We start from the raw sequence: 20,410 nt of genomic DNA, 5'->3' as shown, positions 1-20,410 counted from the left end.
CTCCGTGTCCAAAAAGTCCATGGACATAACACGAACGCACTAAGCCAGTGCTAGCACGCAAGGCCTTGAGCAGACGCTCGCGGTTGAAAGGACGGTCAGCGCGGAAGACCACCGAAGAGATGCCATACTCTTCGGTTTCGGGGGTGTGCGGGTTCGTCAGCTCCTCGGCGTAGCCGTGGTAGGCCGCAGCGGTGGCGGCGTCGTAAAGGTGGGCATCGAGAACCAGCGCGGGATCGATGACCCCGTTGGTCACCGGCACGACGCGGGCGCGGGGGTTCATGGCACGCACGGTGGCGATGACGCGCTCGGTTTCGGCGGCCTCCACCAGGTCCGTCTTGGTGATGAGGATGAGATCGGCGAACTCAACTTGATCCACGAGGAGATCGGCGATGGTGCGGTCGTCGTCAGGCGTGGCCTCAATGTTCTCGGAGACCAAGCTGCGGCCGCGGCGAAGATTAGTCAGGAATGTAGAGGCATCCACGAGGGAGACCATGGTGTCGATAGGGGCGACGTCGGCAAGCGTGGTGCCGTCCCCGAACTCCCACTCGAAAGTGGCGGCAACGGGCATGGGCTCAGAGATGCCGGTGGACTCGATGACAATCTGATCGAAGCGGCCGGAACGAGCCAGCTTGCTGACGGACTCAATCAAGTCCTCGCGCAACGTGCAGCAAATGCAGCCGTTGGAGAGTTCGACGAAACGGTCCTCGCCGCGCTCAAGATGGCCCTCGCCGGCGACGAGGGCGGCGTCGATGTTGACTTCGGAAAAGTCATTGACAACAACCGCCAGCTTGCGCCCCTCACGGTTAGCAAGCAGGTGGTTGAGAAGGGTGGTCTTTCCGCTGCCTAAAAATCCGGACAGCACGGTAACGGGTGTAGCCATCCCGTAATGATAACGTTTTTCATTAATTGAGGGCTACAGGACCAACCCAAAGACCGGAACGGCAAGCAGGTAGACAGTGATGGTAATGAGCACGCAGCCAATCAGGTTGAGGCCAATACCGCCCTTGATCATGTCGCCAATCTTGACGTAACCAGAACCGTAGGCAATCGCGTTCGGTGGGGTCGCCACCGGCAGCATGAAGGCACAGGTTGCGGCCAGCGCCACTGGGATGGTGAGCAGCAGGACGTTGATGTCGCCATTCTCGGTCAGGCCGATACCCACGGCCACACCGCCCATAATCGGCAGGAAGGTCGCCGCAGTTGCGGTGTTGGAGGTGATCTCCGTCAGGAAGAGCACGAGCAGGGCCACCGAAGCGATGAGCAGGATGATGGGCAGGCTGCCCAACCCCTTGGCCATCTCACCAATCCACAGAGACAAACCGGACTTGTTGAACATCGAAGACAGGGACAGGCCACCACCGAAGAGCAGGAGCACATCCCACGGCATTTCGCTCGCAGTCTTCCAATCCAGCAGGCGCACGCCAGTCTTCGTGTCGGCCGGGATGGTAAACAGCAGCAAACCAGCGGCAATGCCCACGATTGCGTCATCGTAGTTGGATTCCTTGCTCACAAAGAAGGGAATGATCACCCAGGCCAAGGCGGCACCGAGGAAGATGATGCCCGTCATGACCTGCGGGCCGGTCCATGGGCCAAGCTTTTCAATCTCGGAATCAATGAGCTCGCGGCCGCCTGGAATCTTGTCCATCTCCGGCTTGAACACGGTAACCAGCATGAACCAGGCAATAAACAGGAAGATGAATGCCAGCGGCATGCCCACCATCATCCACTTGCCAAAGCCGAGGACGATGCCGTGAGTTTCCTTCATGTAGCCCATCAGCAGGGTGTTCGGCGGGGTGCCGATGAGCGTGCCCAGCGAGCCAATCGACGCCGAATACGCGATACCGAGCATGAGCGCAGTGGCAAACTTCTTCTGGTTAGCCATGCCACCGACGGCGTCGGCAGTCAGCGAAAGCACCGAAATACCAATCGGCAGCATGACCACTGCGGTAGCGGTGTTGGACACCCACATAGACAAGAAGCCGGTGGCCAGCATGAAGCCGAGGATCAGCTGCTTAGGCGAGGTACCTACAACCTTGACCACGAACAGCGCCATGCGGCGGTGCAAGTTCCAGCGCTGCAGCGCCAACGCGATGAGGAAGCCACCCATGAACAAGAAAATCGTAGACGAGGCATAGGGCGCACCCACATCCTTGATGCTGCCCACACCGGCCAGCGGGAAGATAACCAGCGGCAAAAGCGCGGTGGCGGCCAGTGGGATAGCCTCCGTCATCCACCACACGCCCATGAGAATGGTCACGGCCGCTACGGCGCGCAGCGCGCTCTGGGTGTATTCGGTGTCTTCCTTAGCGCCGGGTGATTCCAGCACCGTTTCTACGGCGTTGCTGGGAAAGAGAAACCACACAAGAGCGGCCAAAACGAGACCGAGGATAAGGCCAATAGCCATGCGGCGCCATTCGCGCGTATCGACGCCGCGGTCGTCCTCGCCCTCCGTATGCGAAGTTGAGACGTGAGTGTGCGGGGTAGTCATCTGCCCCCTCCTTTTCCTGGTTAACCAGCCCCCATTCAGTTGAGAGAGTTATTAAGATCACTGAATGGGCCTACACGTTCAGGCTATCGAGACCACAGACAGCCAACAAACACTTTCGCCCCATTACCCCCGCTAAGGCCACAGATTCACCCCTGTTAGCAAAATCTTTCGCAGACTAGCTGCAAAGAATGCTCACCAATGTGTGGGCAGTCCGCAGCCAATTCCCCTCCCCCAGATCCCCAGACCTCGATCCCGCAACCTGCAGGTGGGCGTCGCCAAGCGCTTGCCGACGCCCCACCACCCACCAGGGAGTTTCGGGATCGAGGTCTGGGGCTTTAGCCCTGCGTACCGCTCGCCGCGCGCGATCCATGCCAATGCGCTAAAAGTAAGCCATGAACAACCTAGGCATCTTTCACTACATAGACACCCACATGGTCGATCTGCGCACGCTCAGCAACGACGACCCCCGATGGAGCAAAATCCACGCGAGGAAATTTCATAAGCTCGCGTGGTGCTATGCCATTCCGCTACACCGATGGCTGCAATTAAAACCCTGGGAGCAGGAAACCGCAGAGGTTTATGCCCATGCACGTGCCGCACCGCGGGCAACTCTCCTGGGCAAAGCGGCTGCTCGCATCCATGGCATCCCTACGCTCACAACGCCGAGCGAGTATTTCGCGACAGTCCCTTCAAACTCCGTTCCCCAAAGATCCAAGCGCCAATACTTCCGTTACAAGCAAACGAAACTCAACAATCAGGTCACAGAAGTCCACGGGATCCGGGTTACGTCCCTGGCACGCACAGCGATCGACATTGCGCGTTTCGATGGCTTCGTCGAAGGTCTCGTCGCCGCAGACTATGTACGGTCACGCCGGGTTTCAAAGGACACCCTCAACTGGGTACTCGGCGACATGGGCCGTGTGAAAGGAGTCGCGGATGCACGTCGGGCCGTGGAACATAGTGTCAACAGCTCCGAATCTCCCTGGGAGTCCTACGCGCGTGCCCTTATCCTAGACGCGGGCCTTCCCGCGGTTCGCAGCCTGCGCGCCCAATACCGAGTCAATCAGTACTACGCCGACCTCGCGATCAATGACTGGCTGCTCATTGAAATTGACGGCAATGTGAAATACGAAAACGAGCTGGAAGAGGTAATTCGAGCCGAACACCAACGCCAAAAGGCACTCCTCAACCAGGGCTTTGTCGTCTTACGCTTCTCACCCCAAGAATTGCGCGATGCTCCAGAAGACTTCATCAACAACATCGCGCGGCACTTAGCTGCGGGGCCTAGGAACCTTCGCTAGATCCCCAGACCTCGATCCCGCAACTCCCTGGTGGGCGGTGGGGCGTCGGCAAGCGCTTGGCGACGCCCACCTGCAGGTTGCGGGATCGAGGTCTGGGGGTTTGGCTCTACCAGATAGCGGCAAAGGCAACCGCCCCGAGAATCATCGTTCCCAGCGCAACGGCGGCAAGAGCCGGAGCTCCGGGCAGGGCAGGTGATTGGGCCCGAGCCAGGATCTCGTCAACATGGCGGAGCTTGGCGGTGGCCAACCACAGCACCACGGCCACCACTACCCCTACAATCAGAGCCGCCCATGGCGCCACGGAACGAACGACCAGCAAACCCGCGATGAGGCCGGCTAGACCCGTGCGCTGCCAGGCTAAGCGGGTGCGCTCGGGTTGGAGGCCGGGATCAAAAAGCTCGCTCACGCTAGCAGCTCGCCCACCAGAATCATCAGGCCGATGATGATCACCACACCAACAATCAACGCCAACGCTGGGCTAGCCGGGAGCGGACGCCCATGGCGCATCGCTCGTTCCGAAGCACCCCAGTGAAACCATGCCACCGCCGGCAGGATGATGGCCACGATCAGCATGATGACAGAAACGACGCGAGTCAGCGTGGTGTTCAGCGGCAGCTCGAAGGTCTCCAGAGCCACACCACCGGCGATAAAGGCCAGCGACGTGCGAATCCACGCCAGGAACGTGCGCTCATTAGCCATGCTGAAGCGCGGGTCGGGTTCCTCCCCTGTTCCATACACCGAGCCCGGAAAACGTGCCTTCGTCATACGCGCCACTGTAGCGCCCCGCTCCTCACTCCACAGTGCGAGGCACCCCAGGCACCGCGCTTAGGACTGCGAGAAGGCCTCCAGATCCGCGGGGCTACCGGCGACGACGATGAGGTCGCGGTGGGTGAGCTCGGTGCCGTCGACAAGCGGGCGCCACTGGCCAGGCCCCTCACAGCGTGAGATGAGCTGAACGTTGTGCTCTTCCCACACCTGGTGCAGGTTGAGCGGACGCTTGCTTATCGACGCCGGCGGGGTCATCGCCGTCACACCATAGTCGGTGGCGATCTCCGCAAAGTCCTCGAAGCGCCCGCCCAACAGATGCGCCACGCGGCGGCCCGTATCGCGCTCTGGGCGGATCACGTGGTGCACTCCCAATTGGCGCAGGATACGGGCGTGCGCATCCGAATCTGCCTTGGCCCAGATATCGCCTACTCCCAGTTCCACCAAGTTCGAGGCGGTGAGGATGGAATCTTCCAGATCGGAGCCGATGGCCACGACCACGCGTTCCACTTCATCAACGCCCAGCTGGCGGAGTGCCTCGGCGTCGGTCGTATCCGCGGTCACCGCCTCGGTGAGGTACGCGGCGTGCTCGCGCACGTGCTTCTCCTCGGCATCGATGCCAAGAACCTCCACGCCATGCTCCATCAATTCACGGGCCAGGGAAGAACCGAACCGCCCCATGCCAATGACGACGACCGGCGGAATATTGATGGACGTCTTCTCACGCCGCAGGGCGCTGAACATGTTAGCCAATGAACGGCCTTTCTTCTGGGTAGCGGTAGCGCAGGCTAATAGTCCGGGCGGCCAGTGCCGCCACGAAGGTGGTGGGGCCTACGCGGCCAACGTACATGATGAGGCACAGCATGAGCTGTGATGGTGCGGACAAACTTGCGGTAATACCCGTGGACAAACCCACGGTGGCAAAGGCGGACATGACTTCGAAAGTGACCTGGTCCGCGGTGAACTCGGGGTCCCAGATGCGCAGCGTTGCCACGCCTACGGCAACGACGATCATTCCGGCGGCGGTCAGCGCGAGGGCCTGGCGGAAGGTGGACAGCGGCAGGCGACGGTGCCCGATGGAGGTGTCTTCCCGGCCCAAAAATTCAGAGATCATCGCCGCGCCCAGAACGCATGCGGTCGTCACCTTGATGCCCCCCGCTGTACCGGCGGAGCCGCCGCCGATGAACATCAAGATGTCCGTGACCATCAGCGTCAACGGGTGCGCTTCCCCGTAGTCGATGGCGTTGAAACCTGCCGTTCGGGGCGAAGCGCTCATGAAGAAGGCGTTGATCAGCTTCTGTCCCAGCGGCATCCCGTGTAGTACCCCAGAGTTTTCTGCGAGAAAGAAAACCACGGTGCCGCCCAGCAGCAAGAACGCGGTGGCGCCCAGCGTCATCCGGGCGGTCATGGACATGCGGTGAATGCGCGGCGTGCCACCACGCCAGCGTGTTAGCCGTGCGCGGGCCCGTCGCACGAACTCCGCCAGCATGGGATAGCCCAAGCCACCGGTAATCAGGGCGCAGGCGAGGGGCAACAGGATCCAAGCATCGGCGGCAAAGGAAACGACGCTATCGGAATAGGTACTAAAGCCGGCGTTGTTGAAGGCCGAAATAGCGTGGAAGATGCCTTCCCACACCGCGCGTCCTGGTGCCACACCATGCTCAGTGGCTAGACGCACGCCGATAAATACGGCAACGATGGCCTCGCAGATCAGAGTCATCACCAAGGTAAGCAGCAAGGCGCGGCGAATTCCGCCAGAAGTCACGGCGCGGCCCTCCGCGGCACTTGTTCTGCGAGCTTTGAAGCTGATGCGGCCGGTCAGAAGCATGCCAGATAGCGACGCCAAACTCATGATGCCGAGGCCGCCCAGCTGGATGAGCGTAATAATGACCACTTGGCCGAAGGGCGTCCAATAAGTTCCGGTGTCCTCCACCACGAGACCCGTCAAAGAGACCGCTGAGGTTGCCGTAAAAAACGCAGGCAAGAACGGAGTCCACTGCGGAACGTTGGCGGAAATCGGTAGCATAAGAAGCACCGTTCCCACGAGGATAAGCAGAATAAAGCCCGCGGCGGTGAGCCGAGCTGGGCCCAGGAAATGACCGCGTTTCACAGCGTTTCAGCTTACCGCTGGGTGCCGTTTCACGGGACCCCACTAACCTGTGAGTATCTCCAGAGTTTTATGTAAATAGCATCGGCTGCACCGTGCGGTAAGCACTACATCAGCTTGGTCTTCTCCAAGGTCTCCACCCAGCCGTTGGTGAACTTCTCCAGCGGCTTGTGGAAGACCACGCCCAACACGAGCATCGGTACGGCAAAGAGCAAGAGCGCGAACAGGGAGAGCCAGTAATCACCGTGGTAGGTTCCGGCGATGGCCGCGCGGAAAGCACGGATGGTATAGGTCGCCGGCAACCACGGGCTAATGTTCTGGAACCAGTCCGGGAGCACCTGCAAGGGGTAGGCACCGCCCGACGACGATACTTGGACCACCAGCATGAGCACCGCCAAGGCTTTGCCTGCGTTGGCGAAGGAGACCACGAAGGTGTAGCAAATCAGCATAAAGATGAGCGAGCTAACCCAGCCTGCCAGCAGCATGAGAATCGGGTGCGCGGGCTCGATGCCCACGAAGAAGATGAGGCCCAAGATGAGCATCGTCGACTGCATGAGACCAACCGCGACGAACATTCCAAAGCGGCCGAAGAAGCGCTGCATCGGCGAGTACTTGTCCTTGTCCACCACGTCGGTGCGCACGCTCACCGCAGTCAGCAGCGCGCCGACCCACAGGGCCAGCGCCGTGTACATGGGTGTCATGCCGGCACCAAAGCTCTTGACTGGGTAGACCGCTTGCCTGTCGACGTCCACCGGAGCCGCAATCGCACGCGCCAAGGCATCCGGATCGGAACCGATGAGGTCCGCCAACTTCTTCAGATCCCCGGATGCCGCAGCGGAGTCGATATCCTTCCGCAGGTCGCCGAACTTGTTGGCCTTATCCTGCAGGCCAGAGGCGAGCTTCTGTACCGCATCCCGAGCATCCGTCAGGGAAGAGGAATCAATGGTGACGGGAGTCTTCGCGGTATCCAGATCCGCGCTCACCTGGCCCAGGGAGTCCTGCAGCGCACGCAGGGATTCGCGCAGACCAGAGGTGGAGATTCCCTCCACTGCCTTCTTGGCATTGTCGATGCTGGAGAGATCCGGCTTCGTGGGTTCGGGAGCATTCGCGGCCGCAGTGAGGCGCGCGTGGAGAGTGCGCTGCGCGTCGATGGCCTCCTCGATACGGCTGAGCGACTTCTCTTTATCCCCGGCAGGAATTGGCAGGGCCTCAATGTGGCCGTGCAGGTTCTGATACTGGGCAATGGTGCCTTCTACCTGGCCGGCCAAGGTGTTGAGCGCGGCGACGCGGTCGGCGCGGGAGGCGGAGGCGTCGTCGTAAAGCGCATCAATGCGTTGGCGCACCACATCATAACTAGCGCTGGTGGCATCGAGCGATTGCTGCAGCGCATCCGTGGAAACGTTGAGCGAGGAGGACTGAATCTCCGGCAGCTCCAGGTCCGCCGAGTCCGCAATGCGCTGGGCGCTTTCCATGAGCGGAACCGCGGTATCCACGAGGCCAGCGAGGGAACGCGCGGTACGGGCGGCCATATCGAGCTGGGTCTGCACGCCATCCGCGCGCGCCTGCATCCGGTCCAACACAGCCTTGGTATCGCCCTGGCTCAAGAAGTCGGAGAGTGAGGTGACCAGATCGAAGGAGACGTCACCGACCGTCGTGGTGAAGGCCTCGGCCACCTGAGCCGACACGCCTTCTGCACCCTGACCAGTGATCTTCGGCGCCAGCGCATTCTTCTTCTCATTCGTATAGAAGGACAAGTCGGCGGGCTTGGATCCATCCGTGTAGAAGTTCATCATGTCGGTACTGAAATCTTCCGGCAGCACGATGGCTGCGTAATACTCACCGGACTTGGTACCTTCAATCGCCTCATCGGAAGTCGTCACAACCCAATCCAGCTGCTCGTTTGCACGTAGCTCATTGAGCACCTGGTCGCCGACGTTGATGGGCACCGGCAACAGATCGCTTTTATAGCCGGTGTCCTTGCTAGCCACCGCCACCTTGAGCTGGCTGGTGTTATCGAAGGGATCCCAGCTGGCCAGAACGTTAAACCAGGTGAACAGCATCGGGATAACGACGAGGCCCACGAGCATCACCGTGCTCATCACGTTGCGGCATGCGGTGCGCATGTCGTTGACGAAAAGATCGAGTGTTCCACGCATTAGTTATCCCCCTCCGTGGAGTCGGCCCCGATGCGAGCCGGATGTTTGATGTCATCCTCATCCAACGTCACCAGCTCTGCGGACTGCTTCAGACTGATGCGTAGGTAGTCCAGGGTGACCGCGGCGATAATGATGAGGAAGCACCATGCCGTCCAAATAGCCAGAAGCAGCGGCTTCTGGTCGGGCAAGAGACCCGAGACGACGATGAGGATCACCACTCCGATAACACCGGCGATGGCCACCAGCTTGAGCCAGTAGCCCCAGTCATGCGCGCGGCGGTCCAAATCTTTCTTCAGACCACTGCGGCTATCCAACGCCTGGATGACGTCCGCGATGCGGTAGCCGGAGCCGACAACCTGCACATTTTCATAGTCAAAGAGCTCGGTATCCCGCAGCTCGCGGTTAAAGATGACGTTGAAGTGCGCCAAAGCCTTACGCAGCAACAGGCCGAAGACGAAGAACAGAATGAACATGAAGGCGAGCACGCCCATGTTCTTGAAATAGTGGTTGCCGTAGAACCCACCGATGGTTTCACGCATGGCATCGATGCCGTACGTGAATGGCAGTAGTGGGTAGATGGTGTGGAAGAAGTTGGGCAACAGCTCAATCGGGTACAGGCCCGAAGCACCCGGAATCTGGATAATGACAAAGACCACGCAGAGGCCGCGGCCGAGGTGCCCCAGCGACGTCGACAACCCATAGATAATGCTCAAGTAGGCCAGCCCCACGAGCACGCCCGTCAGGATGAAGGCAGGCGCGTTCACGGTCTGCACGCCGATGAGCAGGTCACCGACGGTCACCGTGATGGCCTGGATGATGACCATCAAGGCCATGAGGAGGAAGCGGCCTAGGTAGGCCTGGCCCACCGTGACGCGGTGGAATCCTTCCTTATCCACCTCGACCCGGAAGATAACCATGAGGACAAAGGCGCCGATCCACAGGGAGAGGTTGGTAAACAGCGCCGCCATGGCGGAGCCGTAGCTGTCCACCGGGTACACGGTTTCGGTCTTCAGCTCGATGGGCTCGGCAAAGAACTTACCGATTTCTTCCGCATCCAGCCCGGTGACATCTTGAACGACTTTGGAGTTCATCGCAGCACGCAGCGAACCCACATCACCCTGCATAGCGCGCAAACTGTCCTGTAGGGCAAGGAGGTTGGCATCGAAATCGGACAAGGTGTCCTTCGTGGCCCGCAGCTGCTGGGCCACACCATCTAGGAGACCGTCTGCCTCCTGCATGGTGCCCTTCTGGGCTTCCAGGGTGGAGCTCAAAGCACTCGCCGTGGAGCTCAGGCTGCTCATGGCGCGGTTGATCTCCGGCACGGCCGTCGTCACGGTATCGCGCAGCGTTTGCGAGGTGGCCTTAGTATCGGCCGCTGCCTGGTTGATGGCCTCCGCACTAGCCTGCACATTGTCCGCCGCGGTCTGAGTATCCTTGCTCAGCGCGCTGAGGTTTCCCACCAACTGGCGGTTGGATTCATTACCCTCATCAAGGCGCTGGATCGCGTCATCAATTTCCTTGGCCACCTGCGGTGAGAGCGTTGCGGAATCGCGCAGGGCTTTAAGCTGCGCAATCGATTCTGCGCTCGCGTCAATGGCAGTGTTCGCTCGCTGCGTGGCGTAATCGAAACGGTCACCGGCCTGGTTCAGGCCAGCTGTGACATCCGCAATGGATTCCTGCGCCTGGGCGGTACCGTCCGCCACCGCACTTGCGCCACTGACGAAGGCACCTGTGGTCTGGTCGGTGAAGTCACCGATGCCCCCTTGGGCCTGCTCGACTAGGGAGGAGACCTCGGCGAGGGCTGTTTGGGCGTCGCCCAGCGCAGCACTCACATTGGCCACCGTAGACTTAGCTCCCAACGTGGAATCAGCAGCGGCGTCAAGCTTTCCCTGGATCCGCGCAAGGTTCTCGCGGTTGCCGTCAATCTCCTGCGCGGTCTCCCCGAACGCGGAGCTGGTGTTGTTCATCGCGCGCGTGATTTTTCGCTCGAAGTCGGTACCGGTGTCCTTAACGTTTTCCGCCGCAACCGTGGCCACCTGCTCCTTGAAGGCTGCCGTAATCTGCTTGTCCAGACCTTTGGCACCGGTATCCGTGATCTTCACGGCGATGGCGTTGTTCTTCTCGTTGACACGGTAGACCAGCTGGGGCTGCGTGAACTTCCCGTCGAGCATGCTCACGAGGTTCTCGCTAAAGTCCTCAGGAATCGTCACCGAGGCATACACGTCTCCCTCTAAAAGAGCTTTCTCGGCTTCATCGCGCTCGAGGAATTGCCAGCCTAGCTGGTCATTCTTTTTGAGTTTCTCAATGACCTCGCTGCCGACATCTATCTTCCCCGTCAGCTCATTGTTAGCACCCTTATCCTCGTTGACCACGGCCACCTTGATGTTGTTGGTATGGCCATAAGGGTCACGAAAAGCCGCGATGTTCACCCATGAATACAACGCGGGGGTGATGACGAGCCCGATGAGAATGATCCACGCCCTGGGGACGCGGCCAAGCCTGGCTACATCTCTGATAAAAATCTTCCAACTTTGGCGCACTGAAGGCAGTGTACCCGTTGCACCTCCCTGTCTCTAACCAGCCAAAATACATAAAGTAATTTAAATAATTAACAAATAAACTTTAACATGGTTTGCCGGATCAAACCCCTGGCTTGAACATATGGCGATGAAAACTAGACTTCAAGTAGTTGAACTTTTGGTATGGAGATGCCTATGCGTAAGACCTTAATCAGCCTCACCGGCCCCGCCTTCGTTGCTGCAGTGGCTTACGTCGACCCCGGCAACGTAGCCGCCAACATCAGCGCCGGCTCCCACTACGGCTACCTCCTGGTGTGGGTACTCGTCGTGGCCAACCTCATGGCCATGTTCATCCAGTACCACTCCGCCAAACTGGGCCTAGTCACCCACCGCTCCCTGCCGGAAATCATGGGCGAGCGTCTCTCCCGCCGCGCGCGCCTAGGCATGTGGGCCCAGGCCGAGCTCATCGCCGCGGCCACCGACCTCGCCGAAGTCATCGGCGGCGCCATTGCCCTGCAACTCCTCTTCAACCTCCCCCTGTTCGCGGGCGCGCTCATCATCGGCGCGGTCTCCATCATTCTCCTCATCTTCCAGAAGAAGAACCAGTGGTTCGAGGGGCTTGTCATCGGCCTGCTCCTGGTCATCTGCATCGGCTTCCTTGCCGGCCTCGCCATCGCCCCGCCCGACCCCGCCGACGTGGCCGGCGGCCTCATCCCCCGCCTAGAGGGCAAGGACAGCATCCTGCTGGCCGCCTCCATGTTGGGCGCCACCGTCATGCCGCACGCCATTTACCTACACTCCTCCCTGACCAAGCAGCGCTACCCCGACCTGGAAATCCCCCACGTGCTGGCCGGCACCCGCGCGGACATCGCCGTGGCGCTGTCCATCGCCGGGCTCGTCAACGTGGGCCTGCTGGTCCTGGCGGGCTCGGCCCTCTACGGCGTGGACGGCACAGAGACCATCTCCGGGGCCCACACGGCGATTGCCAGCCACCTCGGCCCGCTGGCCGGCGTTCTCTTCGCCATCGGCCTGCTGGCCAGCGGCCTCGCCTCGACGTCAGTGGGCGCCTACGCCGGCTCCGAAATCATGGACGGCCTGCTTCACATCAAGGTCCCCCTACTAGTCCGCCGCCTGGTCACGCTCATCCCGGCGCTGGTCATCATCGGCTGCGGGGTCGACCCCACTATGGCACTGGTGGTCAGCCAGGCACTTCTTTCCCTGGGCATCCCCTTCGCCATCATCCCGCTTTTCCGCTATGCCGGCTCCCGGGACGTCATGGGTGAGTTCGCCGCGAAACCCTGGTCTATGGCCGTGGGCTGGACGCTTGCCGCGCTGGTCATCGCACTCAATCTCGCCCTCGTGCTCCTGCCGCTGCTCTAGGCCGCCTACAATCAGCAGCCATGATTGAAGTAGCAGCCGTCGTCATCCGCAACCCACAAGGCCACGTGCTTACCGTGCGCAAGAAGTCCTCCACCAAGTACCAACTGCCCGGCGGCAAGCCCGAGGCGGGCGAGGCGCTTGTCGACGCCGCCCTGCGCGAAGTTGCCGAAGAAGTAGGCCTCACCCTCGACGCCGAGAGCCTCAACAAACTCGGCACCTTCGACGCTCCCGCCGCCAACGAACCGGGCGAGGTCGTCGTCGGCACCATCTTCACCTACACCCGCACCGTCACCGCCGACGAACCCCATGCCGCCGCCGAAATCGGCGACACCGCCTGGGTCAACCCAGCAGCCCCCGACCGCGAGCTTGCACACCTGCTGCGCGACCGCGTCTTCCCCACGCTGGCCTAGCGCCAACTGTCAACACTTCGGCGTCATTGACCTCGAAACCATCAAGAGCTACCCTTTTGAACATGTTCACTGAACACGTTCACTCATCGCGCTCGGCCGCCAAAGCTGGCACCGTCAGCAAGGTCCTAGCCACCGCCTACGAACTCTTCCTCACTCAGGGCTACGCCACCACCAGCATCCGGACTATCGCATCCGAAGCTGGCGTTAGCGTGGGAACCGTCATGGGAGTCGGCGACAAACAAACGCTGCTCATCCGCACCATTGGCCAACACATTTCAGAACTCCACGATGACATCCGGGGACAATCCGATAGCCTTCTCGATGTCCTGAGACCTTTCCTCCAGATGTTTACCGGCCACGAAGAGCTCTCCCGCGCCTTTGGCGCAGCACTCATCCAACAAGGCAATCAAGGCGAAGCGCTCACCGCACTCAAAACGCTCCTGACCGATGAAATCACCCTGCGACTCGGCACCAGGCTCAGCAGCGCCGATGCGGCCGAGTACGCCGACCTGCTGTACAACGTCTACCTCGGCTTACTCATCGGCTGGGCCGCCGGAATCTACGACACCGAGCACCTCACATCCCAAGCCGCCTCATCGATCGAACGCCTCAACACCGCATTCGGAATAACCCAATGATCCTAGAATCTTCCCCAGCCTGGCCCTCCCTTCTACTAGCAGCCATTCTGCTTGGCGACGCCGCCCTCTCCCTCAAACCAGTCCCCTTCATCGAAGCCTGCCTCAGCGGCGTCAAACTCCCCAAGGACTGGTGGTGGGCGCTCATTGTCATCAAGTGCCTCGCCGCCGTAGGACTCATTGCCGGCCTCTGGTTCCCCGGCGTAGGAATCACAGCCATGATTGGAGTCATCGCCTATTTCTGCGCGGCCGCAGCAGCCCATGTCCGCGCCCACTTCCTCGGTAGCGCATTCTGGATCAACTGCTTAGGCATGCTCGCATTCTCCATCGGAGTACCGATCCTGACGCTCGCACTGACTTAAGACACCAGTCAACCATTCACGGCTTCCAGAAGGAAGATGCATCATCGCACCTATTGATTGATGACTTGATGCTTTCTACCCTAAAGGTATGCACACCAGGATAAACCTCCCCTCCTTCGATTGCGGCGAACCAGCTCTAGTTGATCTCAGCGACAAAGAAGCCGTATGGGCGGTGCTCGATGATCATTCCTGATGTCAACATTCTCGTTTATACCTTCCACTCCGCAGCACCACAACATAAACCCGCTCAGCAGTGGTTAAGTGGTGCGCTGAATCGGCATGAAACAATTGGGCTCCTGGATGTTGTGGCAACGGGCCTTGTTCGAGTTATGACCAACCACAAGCTATTCCACAAACCACTAACCGCCCAGCAAGCACTGACTGCACTCAATACCATTTTAGCGGCCCCAAACGGGCACTCTTTTGAGCTCCAGCCCAGGGACCTGGACAACCTTCACTGAACTGGTGCGCTTGCACAAGCTTAAAGCCAGCGACATCCCTGATGCCTGGATAGCCGCGTCCGTAATAGAAGAAGAAGCAACCTTACTGAGCCAAGATCAGGGCTTTGCCCGCTTCCGAGAGCTGCGCTGGCACCCGCTTCTAGAATGACAACAACAAACGCAGATCCCGAGCCACCGGTGAACGATGACTAGGGTTCTATAAGTTGAAGCAGCGAAATCAAGCAATCAATAAACCGACAAGCCCTCGACTAAAGCGACAAAATTAACGCACTCTAAAACTTCTCGATGTTAGGACAAGGACTAGTATTGAGGCATCTGCCGATGGCGCTACGTCCGCCGACTAACAAAATACACTCGGCAACAACCAACACCGTCCAAATCCGACTCGTCGCTAGCGCAGGAAGTCGTTGAGCAGATTCCGCCTCCTCTTTTGCGTAGCAGCTGCAACTAGTCGTTAGATAAAGCGGAAAATCTCCTAGCAAACAGGCTGTGTAATTTAACCATTTCCTTTACACTCATTAGAAGAAGAGTCTTCAGAGAGTTTTTCCTCCAGGAAAGAAAGCGGCGTGATAGTAGTATCCCCTTTCCCATTGCCGCCTTCAATGAGGGCCACCAATTCTCCTGCAGGATTATAGACAGGGGCGCCTGAATCCCCAGGTTTTGAAGTCATTTGAGCCTTTAGAGTTCGCGCCTGATATTCTCTCCCATTGATGGAAAATGCCTCACAATATAAGTTCTTGTCGTTGACAACCCCATCAATTCTCCCTCCGAGAAAGGTTTTTGCAAAAATAGCTGAAGGTATTTCGATACTTTTATCACTAATTTTATCAGCCCGAAGAACGTAATCTACCGGAGGATCAAGAAGTATTTCTGAAACATCTATCCCTTGGTTACTCCACAAGTAGTTTTCACCAATACTTCCAATACGCCTACCTTTCGAATACACTTCATCCGCACTTTCACCACAATGACCGGCAGTCAAGGCCCGCTGCTGGGAAATGATAGTCACAGAACACGTCACCGCCCCTCGGGGAGGACCCACCTGCACCTCATCTCCACTTTCAATATATGAAAGAGGATCGAAATTCCTCTGTTGAGCAGTAGATATTGATGAAGCCGTGGCCCCAAAAGATACGCTAGCCAGAAAGAAAAGAGCTAGCCTGCCTACTATAGAAATAGTATTTTGTTTCATAACTTAATAAATAATCAATCTAAAACAGAGGCAGGCCCGCTAAAATACCCACCTCTGCTCAGATATTTACTTCTTCCCAGATGGAACAAACACAAGGAAAATGACCAAAATTGCTAGAGCAATCGTGACCCCATACGGCCACTGAAGTTGAGCGGAAAGCATCATCAATAAAACGCCCACAGTGGCCAATATCTTTTTCCACATATTTTACTCTCCAGAACCATTTCTATTCTTGCCAGGCGGCAGATTCTCTTGGACTGTTATCTGAACAATGCAGAAACATCCATATGGCAAAATTCCAATTACCTTTCCCTAAACCCCTTTCTGTTTAGAGGAAGGATAATTTATTGAAAACCAACCCGCTGAGGATATGCATTATGTGTGAAAGCGCCAGCCACAATCGAACCAATGCCATAGTCTGCATACATACCACCGGGCGCAAGACCAGCAATAGCCCCTCCAGTAGCTAGGATTTTGGAAAGAACTGGCTCGGGAATCCAGACTCCAGCGATTGTGACACCGCCACCCACCCGGTTAATCGTCGTTTTAGACAGTAGCACCCTCACATAAGTCCCATGGAATTCAATTCCATTCCGACCCTCTTGAAAGTATGGATCAATGTCATCATCATCAGCGCTCGAAATCTTCGGCCCTTTTTCCCAGAAAGTTATCGAGTCTCCCGCCACCTTCATCTCAAGGTTACTATCAGCCTTGGCCTCGCTGATCCTTTCGTTCTGAGTCTCTACTTCATTTTTGATTTCTTGCAGTTCCTTTTGCGAAAGAGCGCTTTCTGCCTCTCTAGCAATCGCGAATTGGTCTCCCTGAAGGAAAACATAGGAATCTGCTTTTTCCGCAACTTCTGAGGAAACAGAAGACTGAGAGGCATTATTCTGAGTCGACTCAGCGAGGTCAGTCTCAGTACCGGCACTAGCATTGACTGGTGCAAAAACTGTTGCTGCCGCAACCAGCACCACTAAACGCGTAGATTTCTTGAGACGATACATGTCCATAATCCTTTCTAGAAAAGATGGCTGAAAATCGGACACCCCTAGAGTTACATCCAGTAGGGATAATTGGAAGCAAAAGATGTAAAATGTAGACTATTGTATAAACTTCCTCAAGATTTGTTGCGAGGGCGCACAAGAAGGCATATAATCCCTCCCCTTCCCCGCAAACCCTAGTCTTTTGAGACTCGGGTTAACCAGCGCCCCAAAGACTGGTGGTGGGCGCTCATTGTCATCAAGTGCCGCGCAGCCACAGGAGTCATCGACGGACTCTGGTTCCCAAGCGTAGGAATCGCATCCATGTTTTGAGTCATCGCATATTTCTGCGCAGCCTCAGCAGCCCGTGTCCGCGCCCACTTCCTCGACAGTGAATTCTGGATCAACTGCTTAGGCATGCTCGCGCTCTCAACCGGTGTATTGGTCCTGCCGCTAGTGCTGAATTAGGCGACCAAAAATTCTTCGGAACCACCCCTGCCCCATTTCGCCATCAAGCACATTCGCCCGATATTTACTTCTTTTTCATCCCCCACCTCACTATGCCGTTCGTTGCTTTGGGAAGTGGCTGAGGGGAATAGCACTCATGAATTTTGGAAAGAACAAAATATTCGGACAAAGTTCTCATCGGGATCGATGTTCGCGTTACTTTCCACATCCCAAATTGGCTCTTTTAGTAACTCCATGACGCTCCCAGCCAGCACAGATTAAGGTCAGCGCCTTCATTCTAAGTTCCCTGCTCACGGGCTGTCGGCATACGAAGGAACTGAAAACGTAAAATCCCGAGCCACCGGTGAAACGATGACTCGGGTTCTGTAGTTTGCGGAGACGAGAGGATTTGAACCTCCGGACCTACGCAAGTAAGTCAACTCCTTAGCAGGGAGCCCCATTCGGCCGCTCTGGCACGTCTCCAGCGATTCGCAATGAATCGTCCATCACTCTACCTGAGCGCTTCCCCTAGGGACAAAATGGGGCTTCCCTATTCTTTCCCTGAAGCGCCGCATGCAGCTTAAGGGCAACGTAGAGAGCCGCGCAGCGCCAGCCATCATCCAGCACGCCGGGCCCGAGAATCTCACGGACGCGGTCGAGGCGATAGTGCAGCGTGGCGCGGTGAATGTAGAGTGCAGCGGCGGTCGCGGAGACGTTGCGGGAATGCTCAAAGTAGGTCAGCAGGGTCTGCCAGTAGGAGTTGCGAGGGTCGTCGAGAAGCACGGCGGCATCCGGGCTCATCTCCACCACCGTTGCTTGGGTCAGCTCCCACCCGCGCAGCAGCCGCCACGCACCGGCCTCCTCCCAGCGCAGCGAATCCTGGCCGCAGAGTTTGGCCACGTCCGCCATGAGTCGCGCCTGCGGGGCCGTCGGCGCCGAGCCACGCGCCACCACCTCAGCGCCGGTGACAAGCGCGGCACTCTGCAGCTCCTCCATGAGGGCCTCGGTGTCCTTGTCGTCGCGGCGGCACTCAACGAGCACGAGGGAATCGTGGGAATCCGCGACCAAGAAGGGCCGGCGCACCAAGGGGCGCGCAAGCTCCACGGCCACCGCACGCTGATCGCCTTCCACCAGCACGCGATGCACGGTCAGCTCACCATCGGAGGGCAAGAGATCGCGCTCCCGCGCACCGGCCAGCGCAGCCGGATCACCTGTGAGCACCTCGCGGGCCAGCTCACCGAGTTGTTGGGCGCGGGCAGCGAGGGGTGCATCGCGTGCGTCGATAAGCCTGGCAAGGGGCGCAAGCAATGAATCCAGGCGGGCCAAGGGGGCGTCGCCCAGCGCGGGCTCATCGATGATCCACAGGTAGCCCACCAGCCTGTCCTCGTGACGCAGGGGAATGACCACGCGGGGCAGCATGTCATAGCGCGGGTTGGCGGGCAGGCGTACCGGCAGCACAGCCTCTTGGATTCCGAAGCTGAGCATCCACGGAATCGGCTCCGGGGGCGGGGTGCGATTAAGAATAGAGGCCGCACGGTTCTTATCGATGGCACCAATCTGAGCGCTGGCCGCGATCACCGCGATGGCGGGGGTAGTCACCTCAACGGAACGCTGCAGGATCTGGGCACAATCGTCGACGATGTCTTGAATGTTCATCAGCTGCGGGGGCGGCACTTTTGACATATGTCAAAGATACTTAAGAATATTGTCTAGTGACAAACAAAACTGTGCTGCGCAATAATCCCCTACAGCTAAATGACCCACGTCACACATATACGTTCATGAAGGGCGTCTACATGACCACAACCAACAATTCCGTCAGGGCACAGGACGTTGTCGCCAGCGATAACACCAGTGCAGACGACGGCCTGCAGCGCGGCATGAAATCGCGCCACCTGCAAATGATCGCCTTCGGCTCGTGCATCGGCACGGGCCTCTTCTTAGGCTCAGGCGCCTCCATCCAGGAGGCCGGCCCCGGCGTTATCGCCGCCTATGCCATCGGCGGCTTCATCATCTTCCTCATCATGCGCATGCTTGGTGAGATGGCCGTGGAGCACCCCGTCGCCGGTTCTTTTAGCGCGTATGCCCGCGAGTACATCGGCCCCATCGCTGGCTTCGTCACCGGCTGGAACTGGTGGTTTACCACCATCGTCGTCGGCATGCTGGAGCTCACCGCTGCCGGAACCATCATGGACTTCTGGTTCCCCGGAATCCCACACTGGCTGACCGCTCTCGTCGCGCTCGTTATCGTCACCGCCATCAACCTGGTGCACGTCGGCGCCTTCGCCGAGGCGGAATTCTGGCTCTCCCTCATCAAGGTTGCCGCGCTCATCCTCATGATCGTCGTCGGCGCGGCCATTGTCTTCGGCCTCACCCCGGAGCCCGCCCTGGGCTTAAGCAACATCACTGAGCACGGCGGCTTCTTTCCTAACGGCGCTACCGGCATGCTCTTCTCCCTCGTCGCGGTGATTTTCTCCTTCGGCGGCATCATCTCCATTGGTACCGCCGCGGGCGAGGCGCAGGATCCCGCTAAAAGCCTGCCCAAGGCCATCAACAACGTCATCTGGCGCATCCTCATTTTCTACGTCGGCGGCATCAGCATCATCGTGCTGCTCGCTCCGTGGAATGAGCTCGATACCTCTACCTCCCCCTTCGTACGCGCGCTGAGCACCCTAGGCATTACGGCCGCCGCCACGGGCCTCAACCTCATCGTGCTCGTCGCCGCCGTCTCCGTGTTCAACACCATGACCTTCTCCGGCGCGCGCATGCTGCGGGATCTTTCCCGCGGCGGCCAAGCCCCGCCCTTCTTCAACTCCGTCAGCGCCAAGGGCGTGCCGGTTCGCGCCTTGCTCTTCAACTCCCTGCTCATGGGTTCTGCCGTGCTGCTTAATTTCCTCTTCGAGGGCAAGATCCTGATTGTTCTCCTCGCCATCATCGTCGGCGCGGAGCTCATCTCCTGGTCCGCCATTGCCATAGCACACCTGAACTTCCGCAAGCGCTGCCCGGATGCTGCTTTCCGCGCACCCCTCTACCCCATCGCTAACTACCTGTGCTTGGGCTTCTTCGCCCTCATAGTCGCCTTAATGTTTACGCTGCCCGACTACCGCACCGGTGCCATTGTCCTACCCTGTTGGATTGTGACCTTGGCCCTCATCTGGCTGGGCAAGAAGCGCCACGACGCACGAACCAAGTAGAAAGGACCCTCTC

General features: G+C 58.6%; 18 protein-coding genes and 1 tRNA gene. 7 read left to right on the top strand and 12 right to left on the bottom strand.

Annotation, left to right across the window (positions count from 1 at the left end; translation table 11 throughout):
* On the bottom strand, positions 1–880 hold an 880-nt coding region (locus HMPREF2807_RS04415; protein WP_070510754.1), incomplete at its 3' end, for a GTP-binding protein.
* Positions 881–913: 33 nt separating this feature from the next.
* The gene (locus HMPREF2807_RS04410) at positions 914–2,488 is read right to left on the bottom strand and encodes an SLC13 family permease (RefSeq protein ID WP_070510752.1); all 1,575 of its coding nucleotides are present in this window, start codon (positions 2,486–2,488) and stop codon (positions 914–916) included.
* A 392-nt stretch (positions 2,489–2,880) separates the two neighbouring features.
* On the opposite strand from HMPREF2807_RS04410, the gene HMPREF2807_RS04405 reads away from it, so the two are divergent.
* Positions 2,881–3,789, top strand: a complete 909-nt coding sequence (locus HMPREF2807_RS04405; protein WP_070510750.1) for a DUF559 domain-containing protein — start codon at positions 2,881–2,883, stop codon at positions 3,787–3,789.
* 106 nt (positions 3,790–3,895) lie between these two features.
* Here HMPREF2807_RS04405 and HMPREF2807_RS04400 read toward each other — a convergent pair whose 3' ends face one another.
* The 6 genes from HMPREF2807_RS04400 to HMPREF2807_RS04375 form a co-directional block, all read right to left on the bottom strand.
* A complete protein-coding gene (locus HMPREF2807_RS04400; RefSeq protein WP_070510748.1) occupies positions 3,896–4,195 on the bottom strand; it encodes a DUF202 domain-containing protein in 300 nt (99 codons plus the stop codon).
* Positions 4,192–4,554 carry a YidH family protein gene (locus HMPREF2807_RS04395; RefSeq protein WP_046648866.1) on the bottom strand — a complete coding sequence of 121 codons (363 nt, stop codon included), beginning with the start codon at positions 4,552–4,554 and terminating at the stop codon, positions 4,192–4,194. The genes HMPREF2807_RS04400 and HMPREF2807_RS04395 overlap by 4 nt, the downstream gene beginning before the upstream one ends.
* A 60-nt stretch (positions 4,555–4,614) precedes the next feature.
* On the bottom strand, positions 4,615–5,298 hold the full coding sequence (locus HMPREF2807_RS04390; RefSeq protein WP_070510746.1) for a potassium channel family protein: 684 nt from the start codon (positions 5,296–5,298) through the stop codon (positions 4,615–4,617).
* A 1-nt stretch (position 5,299) separates the two neighbouring features.
* Entirely contained in the window at positions 5,300–6,664 is a 1,365-nt protein-coding gene (locus HMPREF2807_RS04385; RefSeq protein WP_070510743.1) for a TrkH family potassium uptake protein, read from the bottom strand.
* 104 nt (positions 6,665–6,768) lie between these two features.
* A complete protein-coding gene (locus tag HMPREF2807_RS04380; RefSeq protein WP_070510741.1) occupies positions 6,769–8,817 on the bottom strand; it encodes a YhgE/Pip domain-containing protein in 2,049 nt (682 codons plus the stop codon).
* Positions 8,817–11,357, bottom strand: a complete 2,541-nt coding sequence (locus HMPREF2807_RS04375) for a YhgE/Pip domain-containing protein (protein WP_070510739.1) — start codon at positions 11,355–11,357, stop codon at positions 8,817–8,819. The genes HMPREF2807_RS04380 and HMPREF2807_RS04375 overlap by 1 nt, the downstream gene beginning before the upstream one ends.
* Before the next feature lie 174 nt (positions 11,358–11,531).
* Here HMPREF2807_RS04375 and HMPREF2807_RS04370 point away from each other — a divergent pair, with 174 nt between their 5' ends.
* The 5 genes from HMPREF2807_RS04370 to HMPREF2807_RS14000 all read left to right on the top strand — a co-directional run bounded on the left by HMPREF2807_RS04370 (position 11,532) and on the right by HMPREF2807_RS14000 (position 14,584).
* Positions 11,532–12,716 carry an Nramp family divalent metal transporter gene (locus HMPREF2807_RS04370; RefSeq protein ID WP_011272788.1) on the top strand — a complete coding sequence of 395 codons (1,185 nt, stop codon included), beginning with the start codon at positions 11,532–11,534 and terminating at the stop codon, positions 12,714–12,716.
* Positions 12,717–12,736: 20 nt separating this feature from the next.
* Positions 12,737–13,126 (top strand): NUDIX hydrolase, encoded by a 390-nt coding sequence (locus tag HMPREF2807_RS04365; RefSeq protein WP_005292595.1) that lies wholly within the window; start codon positions 12,737–12,739, stop codon positions 13,124–13,126.
* A 62-nt stretch (positions 13,127–13,188) separates the two neighbouring features.
* Positions 13,189–13,764, top strand: coding sequence for a TetR/AcrR family transcriptional regulator (locus tag HMPREF2807_RS04360; RefSeq protein WP_070510737.1), 576 nt, complete (start codon positions 13,189–13,191; stop codon positions 13,762–13,764).
* Positions 13,761–14,123 (top strand): DoxX family protein, encoded by a 363-nt coding sequence (locus HMPREF2807_RS04355; RefSeq protein WP_049157746.1) that lies wholly within the window; start codon positions 13,761–13,763, stop codon positions 14,121–14,123. Before HMPREF2807_RS04360 ends, HMPREF2807_RS04355 begins: the two co-directional genes overlap by 4 nt.
* Before the next feature lie 179 nt (positions 14,124–14,302).
* Positions 14,303–14,584: a PIN domain-containing protein gene (locus HMPREF2807_RS14000; RefSeq protein WP_070510735.1), complete on the top strand. Its 282-nt coding sequence runs from the start codon at positions 14,303–14,305 to the stop codon at positions 14,582–14,584.
* Between the two features lie 496 nt (positions 14,585–15,080).
* Here HMPREF2807_RS14000 and HMPREF2807_RS13880 read toward each other — a convergent pair whose 3' ends face one another.
* The 4 genes from HMPREF2807_RS13880 to HMPREF2807_RS04335 all read right to left on the bottom strand — a co-directional run bounded on the left by HMPREF2807_RS13880 (position 15,081) and on the right by HMPREF2807_RS04335 (position 18,886).
* Complete coding sequence (locus HMPREF2807_RS13880; protein WP_141745871.1) at positions 15,081–15,776, bottom strand: chymotrypsin family serine protease; 696 nt, start codon at positions 15,774–15,776, stop codon at positions 15,081–15,083.
* A 344-nt stretch (positions 15,777–16,120) separates the two neighbouring features.
* Complete coding sequence (locus tag HMPREF2807_RS04345) at positions 16,121–16,780, bottom strand: hypothetical protein (RefSeq protein WP_070510733.1); 660 nt, start codon at positions 16,778–16,780, stop codon at positions 16,121–16,123.
* 817 nt (positions 16,781–17,597) lie between these two features.
* Positions 17,598–17,686 (bottom strand) — tRNA-Ser (locus HMPREF2807_RS04340).
* A 45-nt stretch (positions 17,687–17,731) separates the two neighbouring features.
* Positions 17,732–18,886 (bottom strand): PucR family transcriptional regulator, encoded by a 1,155-nt coding sequence (locus tag HMPREF2807_RS04335; protein ID WP_070510730.1) that lies wholly within the window; start codon positions 18,884–18,886, stop codon positions 17,732–17,734.
* A gap of 29 nt (positions 18,887–18,915) precedes the next feature.
* Here HMPREF2807_RS04335 and HMPREF2807_RS04330 point away from each other — a divergent pair, with 29 nt between their 5' ends.
* Entirely contained in the window at positions 18,916–20,397 is a 1,482-nt protein-coding gene (locus HMPREF2807_RS04330) for an amino acid permease (RefSeq protein ID WP_232751621.1), read from the top strand.
* Positions 20,398–20,410: the final 13 nt, after the last annotated feature.

Origin of the sequence: Corynebacterium sp. HMSC074A09 (genome assembly GCF_001811545.1) — a bacterium.
GTDB classification, from domain to species: Bacteria; Actinomycetota; Actinomycetes; order Mycobacteriales; family Mycobacteriaceae; genus Corynebacterium; species Corynebacterium hiratae.
Note: the sequence above shows the minus strand (reverse complement) of the source record. Positions and strands in the feature narration are given on the sequence as shown.